This is a genomic window from Acidiphilium sp. 20-67-58 (assembly GCF_002255515.1).
Classification (GTDB): Bacteria; Pseudomonadota; Alphaproteobacteria; order Acetobacterales; family Acetobacteraceae; genus Acidiphilium.
On the sequence record NZ_NCAS01000012.1, the window covers coordinates 61,469 to 75,795 of the forward strand.

Annotated in this window: 14 protein-coding genes; 7 read left to right on the forward strand and 7 right to left on the reverse strand. The window is 67.2% G+C overall.

What is annotated here, in order from left to right:
• Positions 1 to 63: 63 nt before the first annotated feature.
• From B7Z76_RS06910 to B7Z76_RS06930, 5 genes are all read right to left on the reverse strand, one after another.
• Positions 64 to 1,353, reverse strand: coding sequence for an Nramp family divalent metal transporter (locus B7Z76_RS06910; protein WP_291342951.1), 1,290 nt, complete (start codon positions 1,351 to 1,353; stop codon positions 64 to 66).
• 198 nt (positions 1,354 to 1,551) lie between these two features.
• The gene (locus B7Z76_RS06915) at positions 1,552 to 2,397 is read right to left on the reverse strand and encodes a CarD family transcriptional regulator (protein WP_291342952.1); all 846 of its coding nucleotides are present in this window, start codon (positions 2,395 to 2,397) and stop codon (positions 1,552 to 1,554) included.
• Positions 2,398 to 2,473: 76 nt separating this feature from the next.
• Positions 2,474 to 2,806 (reverse strand): ferredoxin FdxA, encoded by a 333-nt coding sequence (fdxA, locus tag B7Z76_RS06920; RefSeq protein WP_174502970.1) that lies wholly within the window; start codon positions 2,804 to 2,806, stop codon positions 2,474 to 2,476.
• 78 nt (positions 2,807 to 2,884) lie between these two features.
• Entirely contained in the window at positions 2,885 to 3,181 is a 297-nt protein-coding gene (locus B7Z76_RS06925; protein WP_174502971.1) for an RNA-binding S4 domain-containing protein, read from the reverse strand.
• Positions 3,168 to 5,681 carry a helicase-related protein gene (locus tag B7Z76_RS06930; RefSeq protein ID WP_291342955.1) on the reverse strand — a complete coding sequence of 838 codons (2,514 nt, stop codon included), beginning with the start codon at positions 5,679 to 5,681 and terminating at the stop codon, positions 3,168 to 3,170. The genes B7Z76_RS06925 and B7Z76_RS06930 overlap by 14 nt, the downstream gene beginning before the upstream one ends.
• Before the next feature lie 137 nt (positions 5,682 to 5,818).
• On the opposite strand from B7Z76_RS06930, the gene htpG reads away from it, so the two are divergent.
• Entirely contained in the window at positions 5,819 to 7,639 is a 1,821-nt protein-coding gene (htpG, locus tag B7Z76_RS06935; protein ID WP_291342957.1) for a molecular chaperone HtpG, read from the forward strand.
• Positions 7,640 to 7,678: 39 nt separating this feature from the next.
• Here htpG and B7Z76_RS06940 read toward each other — a convergent pair whose 3' ends face one another.
• Both B7Z76_RS06940 and B7Z76_RS06945 read right to left on the reverse strand, forming a co-directional pair.
• On the reverse strand, positions 7,679 to 8,710 hold the full coding sequence (locus B7Z76_RS06940; RefSeq protein ID WP_291342959.1) for a dipeptidase: 1,032 nt from the start codon (positions 8,708 to 8,710) through the stop codon (positions 7,679 to 7,681).
• Positions 8,711 to 8,758: 48 nt separating this feature from the next.
• A complete protein-coding gene (locus B7Z76_RS06945; RefSeq protein ID WP_291342961.1) occupies positions 8,759 to 9,244 on the reverse strand; it encodes a zinc-ribbon domain-containing protein in 486 nt (161 codons plus the stop codon).
• Positions 9,245 to 9,341: 97 nt separating this feature from the next.
• Here B7Z76_RS06945 and ftsE point away from each other — a divergent pair, with 97 nt between their 5' ends.
• The 6 genes from ftsE (at position 9,342) to B7Z76_RS06975 (ending at position 14,199) form a co-directional block, all read left to right on the forward strand.
• Positions 9,342 to 10,013 carry a cell division ATP-binding protein FtsE gene (gene ftsE / locus B7Z76_RS06950; RefSeq protein ID WP_291342962.1) on the forward strand — a complete coding sequence of 224 codons (672 nt, stop codon included), beginning with the start codon at positions 9,342 to 9,344 and terminating at the stop codon, positions 10,011 to 10,013.
• A complete protein-coding gene (locus tag B7Z76_RS06955) occupies positions 10,006 to 10,932 on the forward strand; it encodes an ABC transporter permease (protein ID WP_174502976.1) in 927 nt (308 codons plus the stop codon). Before ftsE ends, B7Z76_RS06955 begins: the two co-directional genes overlap by 8 nt.
• Entirely contained in the window at positions 10,929 to 11,585 is a 657-nt protein-coding gene (locus tag B7Z76_RS06960; protein WP_291342965.1) for a YdcF family protein, read from the forward strand. Before B7Z76_RS06955 ends, B7Z76_RS06960 begins: the two co-directional genes overlap by 4 nt.
• Complete coding sequence (locus B7Z76_RS06965; protein WP_291342967.1) at positions 11,585 to 12,283, forward strand: 1-acyl-sn-glycerol-3-phosphate acyltransferase; 699 nt, start codon at positions 11,585 to 11,587, stop codon at positions 12,281 to 12,283. The genes B7Z76_RS06960 and B7Z76_RS06965 overlap by 1 nt, the downstream gene beginning before the upstream one ends.
• A gap of 216 nt (positions 12,284 to 12,499) precedes the next feature.
• Entirely contained in the window at positions 12,500 to 13,093 is a 594-nt protein-coding gene (locus tag B7Z76_RS06970; protein ID WP_291342970.1) for a DedA family protein, read from the forward strand.
• Positions 13,090 to 14,199: a D-alanine--D-alanine ligase gene (locus B7Z76_RS06975; RefSeq protein WP_174502980.1), complete on the forward strand. Its 1,110-nt coding sequence runs from the start codon at positions 13,090 to 13,092 to the stop codon at positions 14,197 to 14,199. Before B7Z76_RS06970 ends, B7Z76_RS06975 begins: the two co-directional genes overlap by 4 nt.
• Positions 14,200 to 14,327: the final 128 nt, after the last annotated feature.

Below are 14,327 nucleotides of genomic sequence, written 5' to 3' on the forward strand. Positions count from 1 at the left end.
AGTGCTCTATCATATTGATAAGTCGAGTATCTTTATCCGATCAGATGGTTCCATCTGATCGGATTATGCTCTAACGCCGAAGATCTGCAGGAGCAGAACAACATTGAGCCCGAGGATCACGATGGCGCCGCCGATCGCGGCTATGGCCGTGATGCCTCGTACCGCGAGCGCGCCCATCAGCACGCGCCTCGTGGAAAACCACAGCAATGCCAGCATCGGCACCGGCAGCGCCAGGCTCAGCACCACCTGGCTGAGCACCAGCGCCCGCGTCGGGTTCACGCCGAGGCCGATCACTACGAAGCCGGGGATCATGGTCAGCGCCCGGCGAAGCCAGATCGGGATCGAAAACCCGACAAACCCCTGCATCACCATCTGCCCCGCCAGCGTGCCCACCACGGAAGACGACACGCCGGAAGCCAGCAGCGAGATCAGGAAGATCACGGCGGCGCCGGCCCCGAGCAGCGGCGAAAGCGTGCGATAGGCCGCGCCGATCTCGGCGATCCCCTGATGCGCCGGGTGGAAGGCGCCGGCAGCCATCGCCACCATCGCCATGTTGACCAGCCCGGCCACCCCGAGCGCCGCGAGCACCTCGATATTGGAATAGCGCACCAGCCGCCGGCGCTGCGCCGCATCCTGCGGCGCGACCCGCGCACCAGACAGGCCGGAATGCAGGAACAGCGCGTGAGGCATCACCGTGGCGCCGACGATGCCGACCGCGATCGTCAGCGCCTCGGCATCCGGCAGGGACGGCAGCACCGTGTGCAGCGCCGCCTGCCGCCAATGCACCGGCACGATCAACAGCTCGGCGAGATAGCAGAGCGCGATGACGCCCACGAGCGCGCCGATCGCCAGTTCCATCGGCCGAAAACCGCGCCGATCGAGGAGCAGGATGCCGTAGGTCACGATCCCGGTAATCGCCATGCCCGCCATCAGCGGCAGATGCGCCAGCAGCGCGATGCCGATGGCACCGCCGAGGAACTCGGCAAGGTCGGTTGCCATGGCGGCGATCTCGCTGACGATCCACATCGGAATGGTCAGCGCCGGCGGCAGAGTGTCGCGGCAGAGTTCGGCGAGGTTCCGCCCGGTGACGATCCCGAGCCGGGCGGACAGGCCCTGGAACAGCATCGCGATCAAGCTGGCGAGCAGCACCACCCAGAGCAGGTCATAGCCGTAGCGTGCGCCGGCCTGGATATTCGTCGCGAAATTGCCGGGGTCCATATAGGCGATCGAGGCAACGACCGCGGGCCCGGCAAAGATCAGCGGGTTGCGCCACCCGGCACGCCCGGCCAGCCGGTCCGCGACGGCGCGTGCCGTCCGTTCGCTCAGCCCTGGCCGGGAAGCAAGGTCGCTCACTGCAATCGAAGCCCACCCATGAAAATGTAGCCTAGGCTATATATGCGGCCGCAATCAAATTTTGAAGATGCCCGATCGCGCGAGCACCCGAACGCAAAATGCCGGCTGGAGGCGAACCCCCGGCCGGCATCGTGTCATCGTTTTCAGGATATTGGTCTGGATCACGCGCGGGCTGCCGTCGGAGCCCGCCGATGCGCCTCATTCGGTCTTGAGGAAGTCGAGCAACTTGTCGATGGCTTCCTGCTTGCCCAGCCCCTCGAGCGCACCATACTCCGCGGCGAGACGGTCGAGCGCCTGCTCGAAAATCTGGCGTTCGGAGAAGCTCTGGTCCGGCTGGCCGGCGTTGCGATGCAGGTCGCGCACCACCTCGGCAATCGCCATCGGATCGCCGGAATTGATCTTCGCCTCGTATTCCTGCGCCCGGCGCGACCACATGGTGCGCTTGACCCGGGCACGGCCCTTGAGGGCGGCGAGCACCTCGTCGAATTGCTTGCGGCTGGAGAGCTTGCGCAGGCCCGCCGTGCGCGCCTTGTTCACCGGAACGCGCAGCGTCATGCGGTTCTCGTCGAAGGTGATGTGGATCAGTTCAAGCTTCTGACCAGCAATCTCCTCGGCGGCGATGCGCTCCACCTTGCCGACCCCATGGGTGGGGTAGACAACGTGATCGCCGGGCTTGAAGGTCTCGGCCTTGGCGATCGCGCGCTGCGGCAGCACGGGACGCGGACCCGGCGGAGGCAGGGCATCGCGTTCGGCTTCGGTGGCTTCAGGTTCAGTCTGGGCGGCATTCGGGCTGGGCATATCGGGCTGTGAGTCCTTCTCGGTCTTGGCCATAGGGGCGTCGACGGCGGTTCTGGCGGCGCGGCGGGGCGGCGCCTTCTCCGGGCGCAATTCAGGTGGTGCCGCAGCCGGTTTGCTGGCCGCCTTCACGCGGACTGCCTTGGCACTGCTGCTGACGTCCGCACCGGCGGATGCCGGATCGGTAGAAGCGGGTCGTTTCATGCTGAACCTCGAAAGCAAAGCGATCGAGGGCGCGTACCGCGCCACTCAAAGGCCGGACGAACACCGGTTCAGCATGGATACCACAAATTTCAGGCCCGGTGAACGCCCGGCCGGGGAACGCTCAATCCTTGTGTGGTTCCGACGATAGCAACTCTGCCTTGCCGGGCCGGTCCTTCCACGCGTCGGCATCCGCCGGCGGGGTGCCTTTCCTGGTGATGTTCGGCCAGACGGTCGCGAGTTCGCGGTTCTTCTCGATCCAGGCAGATGCCTTGGAGTCGGAATCCGGGACGATCGCCTCGGCCGGGCATTCCGGCTCGCATACACCGCAGTCGATGCATTCGTCCGGGTGGATCACCAGCATGTTCTCGCCCGCGTAGAAACAGTCGACCGGACAGACCTCGACGCAGTCCATATACTTGCACTTGATGCAGTTTTCGGTGACCACATAGGTCATCGGGCACTCCTGGGCATGGGATGGATCGAGGGGCGATATGCCCCCAACAGCCGGCCAGCGCAAGGCGGCAGCCTTGCATCAGTCCTCTGCAACAATCTCGTAGAGCCCGCGCGCCTCGGCGGCCGGACCGCGCCGGGCCGCAAGCGTGACCACACGCACGACATGAACGCCCTGCGGCAGGGAGAGGGTCAGCACATCCCCCGGGCGCAGCTTTGCATGCGGCTTTTCGGTGACCTGGCGGTTGATCCTCACCCCTCCCGCGGCGACGAGCCGCGCCGCAACGCCGCGGGTTTTGACGAAGCGCGCATGGAACAGGAACTTGTCGAGTCGCTGCCACGAGGCATCCTCGCCGCCCGCAGGCTCAGGAGGCGACACGCCGCAGCGCGGCCAGAACCGCAAAAGGATGATCAGGGTTCGGCGGCGGCACCGGGCGCGCTGCCTTGCGCGGCGGTGGAGGTGGACCGCGTCTGGGGCGCCGGAGTTCGATCATCGGCGGGCGCGGCGGGCCGAACATGTCCGGTTCCATCGCCTCGCCGGGGATGAGCCGCAGCCCGAGGCCGCGCAGCACCGCGGGCAGATCCTCATGGCCCACGCCCAGCCGCGAGGCGAGCATCTGCGGCGCCGGCGCCGGACGGCGGCGCGCCGCATGGCGCAACTCGCCCGAGAGGCGCTCGGCGATATCGAGCCGGATCGCGCGCGGACCAGCCACCACCCAGCCGAGATAAGCAGCGAGCCCGGCCGGCCAGTCCGGCGCCGGAAGCGAGACGAGGCCGGGCGGCGGCAGATCGGGCAGCGTCCGGCGGTGCCATGCCGACCAGAGGATCGCGCGCAGCGCCGCCGCCCGCGGCTTCAGCAGCGCCGGCATGTAGAGAGCGAAGGCGCCATCCCGCACGCCGATCCGGCGCAGCTTCGCCCGCAACTCGCCTCCCGCACCGCCCGAAGCCAGCACGCCGGCCTGCTCGGCCAGCCGGTGCAGCACGCCGCGCAGCGCCGGATCCGTCTCGGCCGCCTTCGCCGCGCCGAAGAGCGGCGCCAGCCCCTCGGCGATCACGCCATCGACGAAGCGGGCCAGCCGCGCGCGCACCGTCTCGCGCTGCGATCCATCGAGAAACTCGCTGTCGATCACCTCGACCGCCGGCGCCAGCAGCGTGGCGCCGCGCCGCAGCCGGGCGATCGGCGTTCCCTGCCAGGCAATCGCGCCAGCCGGCCCCAATGCAAAATCGGTATCTGCCGCAGCCTCCAGCCGGGCGACGCGGCGCGGCATCTCGCTGGCCAGGGCGCGCCGCGCCGCCCGCAGCACGATCCGCTTGTCCACCCCGCCCACCGAGGCGTCCGGCTCGAAGCGGAACCCCTCGATCCGCCCGACCGGATGCCCCTCGACCACCACATCGCCCGCCCGCGTCACGGCGGACAGCAGTTCGGCGGTCTCGGACTGTTCCAGCCGCCGGGTCAGCCGCGCCGCCCGGCGATCGACGAAACGGGCCATCAGTTTCTCGTGCAGCGCGTCCGAAAGCAGGTCCTCCGCCTCGCGCGCGCGGCCCTGCCAGTGTGCGGCGTCGCGCACCCAATCGGCGCGGGCGGCGATGTAGGCCCAGATCCGGACCTCGGTCAGCCGCTGCATCAGTGTGTCGATATCGCCGTCGGTGCGGCCGAGCCCGCCGATCTGCCCGGCAACCCAGTCCTGCGGCAATACGCCCTCGCGCAGCAGATGGGTGAAGACCCGGGCGCAGAGCCGCGTGTGATGATCGGTGGCGAGCTTGCGGAAATCCGGGATCTGGCACGCTTCCCAGAGCAGCCGCACGGCGCGGCGGCCGCGCGCGGCCTCGCGGATCGCCGGGTCATGCGTCAGCGCCGACAGCACCAGCACGTCCGACGCATCGTTGCCGCGCACGAGACCGGCTCGGTCGGGCGGTGCGAGTAGGCTGCCCAGCAGCGCATCCGGCGAGGCGAAATCCAGTTCCGCGTTCCGCCAGGCGAGCTGTTCCAGCGGCTCGAAGGCATGCGCCTCGACCGCGCCGACCAGTTCCTCGGTCAGCGGCGGGCAGGTGCCGGTGGAGCCGAACGTGCCGTCGCGCATCCCCCGCCCGGCACGGCCGGCGATCTGCGCCACCTCGCTCGCGGTCAGCAGGCGCGGGCGATGCCCGTCGAATTTCGACAGGCCGGCAAAGGCGACATGGTCGACATCCATGTTCAGCCCCATGCCGATCGCATCGGTCGCGACCAGGAAATCGACTTCCTTTTCCTGATACAGCGCCACCTGCGCGTTGCGCGTGCGCGGCGAGAGCCGGCCCATGACCACCGCGCAGCCGCCGCGCCGGGTGCGCACCGCCTCGGCGATCGCGTAAACCTCGGCCGCCGAGAAGGCGACGATGGCCGAGCGTGGCGGCAGGCGGGACAGCTTCGCCGGGCCTGCATGCGACAACTGCGACAGCCGCGGCCGCGTCTCGATCTCGGCCTCGGGCACGAGCCGGCGGAGCAGGCGGCGGATCGTCTCGGCGCCGAGGAACATGGTCTCCACCATGCCGCGTGCGTGCAGCAGCCGGTCGGTGAAGACATGGCCGCGATCGGGATCGGCGCAGAGCTGGATCTCGTCCACCGCGACGAATTCCACTTTCCGGTCCAGCGGCATCGCCTCGACGGTGCAACTGAACCAGCGCGCCTCGGCCGGCACGATCTTTTCCTCGCCGGTGATCAGCGCGACGTGCCGCGCCCCCTTCACGGCGACCATCCGGTCGTAATTCTCGCGCGCGAGCAGGCGAAGCGGAAAGCCGATAATGCCGGAGGAATGGGCCAGCAGCCGTTCGATGGCGAGATGGGTCTTGCCCGTGTTGGTCGGGCCAAGCACCGCCTTCACACGCGGGGCGAATCCGGACATGCACCGAGTGTGGCGCTTCCACCGCCAAATGCAAGGCACGACGACATGCCCGGCGATTGCAGAAGCGCTGCGCCTCCCCTATCTCGCAGGGCGCAATCCGACCCACCCGCAAGGGTTTTTGCCAAGAGGGACTTCTGATGAACACCGCAACCGCGACCGACCGTCCGTTCGACGCCGAAGTGGGCCGCCTGCTCGATCTGGTGGTTCATTCGCTCTATTCCGAACGCGAGATCTTCCTCCGCGAACTCGTCGCCAACGCCGCCGACGCGATCGACCGGCGCCGCTTCCTCGCCCTGTCGGACGAGAGCCTGGCGCTGCCCGAGGGCGCCGCCATCCGCATCAGCATCGACAAGCCGGCGCGCACCATCACCATCGCCGATGACGGCATCGGCATGACCGGGGAAGATTTGGCGAGCCATCTCGGCACCATCGCCCGCTCCGGCACCAGGGCCTTCACCGCCTCCCTTGCCGAGGCCAAACCCGAGGACCGGCCCAACCTGATCGGCCAGTTCGGCGTCGGCTTCTACTCCGCCTTCATGATCGCCGACCGCGTCGAGGTGACATCCCGCCGCGCCGGCACCGACGCCGCGCACAAATGGTCGTCCGACGGCACCGGCGGCTACCGCATCGAGGCCGCCACGCGCGAAATCCCGGGCACCGACATCGTGCTGCACGTCAAGTCCGACGCCGACGAGTTCCTCGAACCGGTCCGCCTCGAGACGATCCTGCGCAAATGGGCCGACCATGTTTCCGTGCCGGTCGAGATCGAGCGCGACGGCAAGTTCCAGAAGGCAAACGAGGGCACCGCGCTCTGGCGCAAGCGCAAGGCCGACATCGAGGAGAAGGACTACACCGATTTCTACCGCCATCTCGGCCACATGTTCGACGAGCCGTGGGCGACCATCCACTGGAGTGCGGAGGGCACGGTCGAGTTCTCCGCCCTGCTCTTCATCCCCGGCCGCTCGCCCTTCCCGGTGACCGAGGATGACCGCGAATCCCATGTCCGCCTGCATGTGAGGCGGATGTTCATCACCGACGACGCGAAGCTCCTCCCCACCTGGCTGCGCTTCGTCGAGGGCGTGGTCGATACCGAGGACCTGCCGCTCAACGTCTCGCGCGAGATGCTGCAATCCACCCCGGTCCTCGCCCGCATCCGCAAGGCGCTGGTCAACCGCGTGCTGGGCGAGCTGAAAACCCGCGCGAAGGAGGCCGAGACCTATCGTGGCTTCATCGAGCAGCACGGCCCGATGCTGAAGGAAGGCATCTACGACGACGCCGACCACCGGAACGACATCGCCGCCCTCGCCCGCTTCCGCAGCACCCACGGCGAGGAACTGACCTCGCTCGACGATTATGTCGCGCGCATGAAAGACGGGCAGAAGGACATCTACTACATCACCGGCGAGGACCCCGCGCGCCTCGCCGCCTCGCCGCAGATCGAGGGCTTGCGGGCGAAGGGCTACGAGGTGCTGCTGCTCTCCGACCAGATCGATTTCTTCTGGCCCGAACGGCTCGGCACCTATGAGGGGCACAAGCTCGTCCATGCCGGCCAGGCCCGCGAGATGTTCGACGCCGCCGAGACGCCGGAACCGCTGAAGGCGCTGATCGACGCGCTCAAATCCGCCCTTGGCGAGCAGGTCGGCGAGGTCCGCGCCTCGACTCGGCTCACCGACAGCCCCGCCGCCCTCGCCGCCGGCGAGGCGCAGCCCGACCTCGCCTTGCAACGCCTGCTGCGCCGCGCCGGCCGACCGAGCTTCGCGCCGCCGCCGGCTCTTGAACTCAACCCCGCGCACCGGCTGATCGAGAGGCTCGTCGCCCGTGCCGCCGCCGGCGAGGCGATGGACGACTGGGCAGCCCTGCTGCTCGACCTCGCCCGCATCCAGGATGGCGAATCCCCGGTCGATCCCGCCCGCTTCGCCCGCCTGGTGGCGGACAGGATGACCGGCACACCCGGCTGAGGCATAGCGGCGCCGGTCTGCCTGGGCCGGCGCCCTCCCCTACCGATCCAGCGCCACAACTCCGGCGGGCGCTTCCCGCCGCACCCGTTCCGCCTCGCGCAGCAGGCGGAGAAAATTGCCGCCCCAGATCTTCTCCAGCGCCGGACGGTCGTAGCCGCGGCGCACCAGTTCCGCCGTCAGCGCCGGGGTTTCCGCCGCGTTCATGTAGCCGGCAACGCCGCCGCCACCATCGAAATCGGTGCCGATGCCGACATGCTCGACCCCGATCCGGCGTACGACATAGTCGACATGATCGGCGATCGCCTCCACCCCGATCTCGGAGGGTTTCGCGCCGCGCTTGAGAAACGCCGAAACCATGGTGATCTGGATCAGCCCGCCGGTTGCGGCGAGCAGGTCGAGCTGCTCGTCGTCGAGATTGCGCGGATGGTCGCAGAGCGTCCGCACGCAGGAATGGGTGGCGATCACCGGGGTGCGCGAGAGCCGCGCGGCCTGCATCATCGTCAATTTCGCGGTGTGGCTGACATCGACGAGAATGCCAAGCTCGTTCATCCGCGCGACAGCAGCCCGCCCAAGTTCCGAAAGCCCGCCATGCAGCACCGCGGTATCGCCGAGCTCGGCGCGCGGAATCGCGGCATCGGCAAGGTCGTTATGGCCGTTATGGGTCATCGTCATGTAGCGCACACCGCGCGCCGCAAATTCATCGAGGGTCGTGAGGTCCCCACCGAGGGCGGCACCATTTTCCACCACAGGGATCACAGCGAACCTGCCGTCCCGATACGCAGCCTCGATAGAATCAGCCGTCACGGCGAGGCTTGTGCCGGGCTGGCGGCCCATGGCCGCAATCGTGTCGAGCATCGCCAGCGCCCGCGTCTTCGACGCGGTGCTGCAAGCCGGGGTTCGGCGCCCCTGCGGGACATAGGCGGCGAAGCAGACCGCCCCGACCCCGCCGCGCAGCGCCTTTGGCAGATCGACGCAACGCGGCCCGTCATGCATGAAATCCGGCCCCTCGGGCCACGGGATATCGACATGCGTGTCGATGACGAGAAGATCGGCGTGATCGTGATGTGTCATGTCCTAACCCTCACCGGAGGCAGGCCATGCGGTCAAGAGCAAGACCGCTCAACCGAGACCGAACAGCCCGTAGAGGCGCAGCATCGGCGGCCAGGCCCGGCCGATGGGAGCATGCAGTGCAAACAACAGGGCGATCAACACCAGCAACACGCCGCCAGAAACGATCCACTGCACCCGTTCGGACGGCCAGAGTTCAACCGATGCGGCAGAGATTTTCCTGGGCTCCACGACCAGGGGGGGATCGGAAACCGGGAGCGGCGAGGGTTCGGGAATCGGCGAGGGTTCCACCACCGGCTCAGCCGCCGGCTCGGCCAGGGCTTTCGCTGCCGCGTCGGGCGCTCCAGTATCGGAAGATCCAGTGTCGGGCGATCCTGTGTCGGCCTCTGCTTCCGCCTCTGCCTCGGCCGCAACGGCGTCCGGCGTGAGATCCCAGACATGCAAGCATGCGGCGCAACGCACGGCTGCTGGCAATCGCGCCGCCATCTCGTCCGGCAGAACGTAAACAGCCTCGCAATTCGGGCATGCGGCGCGCATGACGCGTTTCATGGCAGTTTCGCTCCACCCGCGCAACAGCCGCCATACGGGCCCGATGCCGGTTGATCGTGGCCGGGAGCCGGGGCATTGAAGAGCAATGATCCGCTTCACCCATGTCGGGCTGCGCTATGGCAAATCTCCGGCCACGGACTCCGTTGCGCTCGACGATATCGACTTCGAGATCCCGGAAGGTGGGTTCCGGTGGCTGACCGGCCCTTCGGGCGCCGGCAAGACCAGCCTGCTCAAACTCATGTATCTCGCGCTGCACCCGAGCGAGGGGCGGATCGACCTGTTCGGCACCCCCACCTCGCGGCTCGACCGGCGGGGGACTGCCTTGCTGCGGCGGCGGATCGGCGTCGTCTACCAGGATTTCCGGCTGCTCCAGCATCTCACCGCGTTCGACAACGTCGCCCTGCCGCTACGCCTCGCAAGGCGCAAGGAGGCGCAGGTCCGCGCCGATGTCACCGAACTGCTCCGCTGGGTCGGCCTGTCCGGCCGGCTCGATCACCGGCCGGACGAGATGTCCGGCGGCGAGCAGCAGCGCGTCGCGATCGCGCGCGCGGTGATCGCCAAGCCCTCCCTGCTCGTTGCCGACGAACCTACCGGGAATCTCGATGACGATCAGGCGGAGCGGCTGATGCATCTCATTCGCTCGCTGAACCGTCTCGGCACCACGGTCATCGTCGCAACCCACAATCTGGGCCTGGTTGCCCGCCACCCGGCGCCGATGATCGAACTGCAGGACGGAAGGATGACATGGCATGGCTAGGCACCGCCACGCCTCGCGCGCCGACCGGATCGGCCTGCGCGCCGCGATGGCGGACCGGCTGCTGCCCTTCGTGGTGGCGGCGATGTCCTTCCTCGCGGCGTTGGCGCTTGCCGGCAGCATTGCCGCCGGCACGCTCGCCACCCACTGGCTCAGCGGCGCGCAGAACCTCCTGACGGTCGAGGTCGGCTCTCCTGCGGCCCCCGCCGCCAGCGGGAACACCTCGCGGATCGATGCCGTGCTGCAGCAGATGAAAGCCATGCCCGGGTTGGCCGACGCGCGCCGGCTTTCCGATTCGGAATTGGCGGATGTGCTGAAACCCTGGCTCGGCTCGGCTGCAACCGGAGCCAGCCTGCCGATTGCGCTGCCAGCGGTAATCGTCGTCCATGCAGGTGCGGGATCGGTCGACACCGCAACGCTCGCGACCGCCCTCGACAAGACCGCGCCGGGAACGCTCGTCGATTCCGGATCGCGGTGGGCAGGCCGGATCGCGGAACTGACCGATAGTATCCGCGCCTCTGCGGCGGCGGTCCTTGTGATCGTGGCGCTGGTCGCGGCCTCGGTGGTCGCGGTCGCGGTGCGGGCGGGCCTTGCCCAACGGCGGGAAGCGATCGAGATCATCCATGGGCTCGGTGCGCTGGATTCCGACATCGCCAACCAGTTCGCAGGGCGCGCCATGCGTCTCGCCGGGCTGGGCGGGCTGATCGGCGGACTTGCCGCGCCGCCCGTGCTGGCCTGGGTCGGCCATCTTGCCGCCGGCCTCATGATCGCCCCGACATCCGCGTCCGGCGGGCTTTCGCTGATCGCGGGACTGCCGCCGTTGCTGGTGGCGACGCCGCCGATCTTCACTCTTGCCGCCGCGGCGATCGGCTGGATCGCAGCACAGGTAACCGTCCGCGGCTGGCTTCGGCAACTGACGTGAAGCCGGCCGATGACATCGGGATCGGGCGGCACCGCAGGCCGGCACGCCGGCGGTCCGGCCGCCTGCGCTGGGCGCTTGGCATCGTGCTGGCGTTGCTGCTGGTCTGGATGGGCAGCTTCGGCTGGTTCCTCAATCTGATCGCCACCGAACACGCGCAAAACCCGATGCCGCACGCGGACGGCATCGTCGTGCTCACCGGTGGCGCCGAAAGGGTGAAGGCCGGGCTGGAACTGCTCATGGCCGGCGCGGCGCCGCGGCTGCTGATCTCCGGCGCCGGCGAAGGAACGTTTCTGGGCGACTTCACGGTCAGGGACGGGATCGATGCGAACTCCAAGGCCGCCGACATCGACATCGGCCACTCAGCCGCCAGCACAAAGGGCAATGCGCGCGAAACCGCGGCCTGGGCGAAGCGGTATCATGTCGCCTCGCTCATCGTCGTCACGGCCGATTATCACATGCCGCGCGCAATGATCGACCTTCAACGCGCCATGCCGGACGTCAGGCTTGTGCCCGAACCCGTCCGTCCGCCCGCGATGACCCATCCCAGCCAGCCGCACATTCTGAAAATCCTGATGGCCGAGTTCATCAAGTATATCGCCGTGCGGCTGCATCTGGACGGCATCGCGGCACATCGAATCGAGGCGCATGGCTGATGTTTCTGCTGGGATCGCTCTTGTTTCATGCCTTCATAGTGGTTTCCGGCCTCACCGCCGGATTGTGGGCAAACCTTTTGCTGCGCATCGCCCCCGAAAAGGTTCTGCCGTTCGGCCAGGCCTGGGCGCGCCTCGCGCTGCGGGCGCTGCGGGCACTCTGCGGGATCGCGATCGTGTATGAGGGGCTGGAAAACATCCCTGAAGGCCCGGTAATCCTCGCCGCCCAGCACCAGTCGGCGCTCGACACCATGATCTGGTTCACCCGACTGCCCAAACCCGCCTACGTGATGAAGCAGGAGCTCAGCCGGATCCCGATTCTGGGGCCGCTTCTGGTTCCCTCCGGCCAGATCCCGCTCGACCGATCCGGCGGGGCAAGGGCGCTACGAGACCTGACCGAACGGGTTCGCGCCGCGGCCGCCAGCGGTCGGCAGATCATCATTTTCCCCGAAGGCACCCGCGTGGCTCCGGGCGAGCGGACCCGATTGCAGCCCGGCATCGTCGCGATCGCCAAGGCGACCGGCTTGCCCGTTCTTCCGGTCTCGACGGATTCTGGCCGTGTGTGGGGCCGCAACTCGATCCGCAAGCATCCTGGCACCGTACATGTCGAGGTGCACCCGCCCCTGCCGACGGGCCTTGACCGCACGGCGATGCTTCAATCTCTGGAAACCATTTTTTATGGTGAGACGCACTGTGGATAACTCTGTGCGCAATTATCGGATGTCTCTGAAAAACGCTGTGAGTAGATTTTCATAAATATATGTTTTACAAAAATTTTCTTCTTATGTTCCGATTGAGCGCCGGATATGGTCACTGATGGGGATAAGCGAACTGGCCAGGGTTTCGATGCTCCCGCCACAGTGGAAGCCAAAAGCCGGAATTGGTAAATTTCGCCGTTTCGCTTATGTGGTCTCGTTATGTGGTTGACGGACTTCAGTACGCTGCTCGGCTCTGCTGCGGGCAGCCCCCCGCTCGAGATCACGACGATCATTCTCGGCACCTTCATTCTTGAGGATGCCGCGACATTGCTTGCCGCAATGCAGGTTGCCGCCGGCGCCGTGTCGCTGCCGATCGCGCTTGGCTCGCTTTATGCCGGCATCGTGCTCGGCGATATCGGGCTCTACTGGCTTGGTCGTCTCTCCGGCCGGCATCCCTGGGCGCACCGGCTGGTGCCCCAGCGCCGGCGGGATATCGGGCGGGATTGGGTCAGCGTGCGGATCATCCCCGTGGTCGTGGTCAGCCGCTTTATCCCGGGCCTGCGGCTGCCCACCTACACGACTTGCGGATTCCTCCGCGCACCATTCCTGGCCTTTGTCGCGGCGGCAATCCTCGCGACGCTCGCCTGGACGAGCCTGCTGTTCTTTGTCAGCCTGAAGCTGGGGGCGCTGATGGTGCATTACCTCGGCCCCTGGCGCTGGGTTGGACTGGCGGTTTTCGTGGTGATCCTGATCATGGTAGGCAGGATTGCCGCACGGTGGCATGCTGACCGCATCGGAAAGGACGCCCTATGAGCGATGTCTCCCCAGCGTCGAGCGTTTCGGCGGGGCCGGCCGGGCGACGGGATGCCAGTCCCGTCTCGTTCTTCGAATTCTGGCCCGGTTTCATCTTCTATGCCCCCGTTGCGTTGTTCTGGCTGTTTCAGGCGATTCGTCACCGCAGCGTGACGCTCCCCGCGCTGACCAATCCCCGCATCGAGGCAGGCGGGATTTGCGGCGAGTCGAAGAACGACATTCTCGACCTGTGCGGCCCCGAGGCGCGGCGCTGGATTGCCCCCTATGTCGGGATCACGACGCCAGCGCATCATGGCGGTGACGTGGCGATGGCCGAAGCCGCCATGCGGGAGGCGGGCCTCGCCTATCCCGTGGTGGTCAAACCGGACATGAGCTGCAATGGCGCAGGGGTTCGCCTCGTTGAGAACGACGCCGCCCTGGCCGCCTATCTCGCCGAATTTCCCCGGGCGACACGCCTTCAGATCCAGGCGCTGGTGCCGCATGAGGGCGAGGCGGGACTGTTCTACATCCGCGAGCCGGGCGCGGCACGCGGGCGGATCACATCGATCACGCTCAAATATGCGCCCGTGGTCATCGGCGACGGCCGGTCGCGCATCCGCGACCTTATCGGCGCGGACGCAAGGCTGAACGCCGTTGCTGATCTGCTGCTCGGCAAGCTCGGAACCGGCGCATCGCGCATACCCGAGGCGGGGGAACGGGTGCGGCTGGTTTTCGTGGGCAATCATTGCCGAGGATCGACCTTCAAGGATGGCCGGCATCTGATCACCCCCGAACTCACCGAGCGCATCGAGACGATCGCGCGCGACATTCCCGATTTCCATTTCGGCCGGTTCGACCTGCGCTACACATCAGCAAGCGCGCTGCGCAGAGGCGAGGGCTTCTCGATTATCGAGGTCAACGGCGCTGGCTCCGAGGCGACCCATATCTGGGACCCGCAAACCACGATCAGGGAAGCCTACCGGGCGCAGTTCTTTCATTACGGTGCCGCATTCAGGATCGGGGCGGCGATGCGTGCGAAGGGTGTGCCGCGTTACGGCACGCTGCGCCTGCTTCGGGCGTGGCGACGGCAGAAGGCCCTCATGGCGCTCTATCCGACCAACGATTGATCTGATTGTACGCGATGAACTCCCTCAGGCTAGGTTCTGGACTCAACTGATCCATGATGTGACGGCGAGGACGAGGCAAATACCAGCGAGGAAATTTCGTGCGGTTTTGTCATATCGTGTGGCGATGG

What these genes read in the sequence shown, in the direction of transcription:
- fdxA (WP_174502970.1), bottom strand. Translation starts at nt 2,806, where the DNA reads ATGACCTATGTGGTCACCGAAAACTGCATCAAGTGCAAGTATATGGAC.
- B7Z76_RS06930 (WP_291342955.1), bottom strand. Translation starts at nt 5,681, where the DNA reads ATGTCCGGATTCGCCCCGCGTGTGAAGGCGGTGCTTGGCCCGACCAAC.
- htpG (WP_291342957.1), top strand. Translation starts at nt 5,819, where the DNA reads ATGAACACCGCAACCGCGACCGACCGTCCGTTCGACGCCGAAGTGGGC.
- B7Z76_RS06940 (WP_291342959.1), bottom strand. Translation starts at nt 8,710, where the DNA reads ATGACACATCACGATCACGCCGATCTTCTCGTCATCGACACGCATGTC.
- B7Z76_RS06945 (WP_291342961.1), bottom strand. Translation starts at nt 9,244, where the DNA reads ATGCGCGCCGCATGCCCGAATTGCGAGGCTGTTTACGTTCTGCCGGAC.
- ftsE (WP_291342962.1), top strand. Translation starts at nt 9,342, where the DNA reads ATGATCCGCTTCACCCATGTCGGGCTGCGCTATGGCAAATCTCCGGCC.
- B7Z76_RS06955 (WP_174502976.1), top strand. Translation starts at nt 10,006, where the DNA reads ATGGCTAGGCACCGCCACGCCTCGCGCGCCGACCGGATCGGCCTGCGC.
- B7Z76_RS06965 (WP_291342967.1), top strand. Translation starts at nt 11,585, where the DNA reads ATGTTTCTGCTGGGATCGCTCTTGTTTCATGCCTTCATAGTGGTTTCC.
- B7Z76_RS06970 (WP_291342970.1), top strand. Translation starts at nt 12,500, where the DNA reads ATGTGGTTGACGGACTTCAGTACGCTGCTCGGCTCTGCTGCGGGCAGC.
- B7Z76_RS06975 (WP_174502980.1), top strand. Translation starts at nt 13,090, where the DNA reads ATGAGCGATGTCTCCCCAGCGTCGAGCGTTTCGGCGGGGCCGGCCGGG.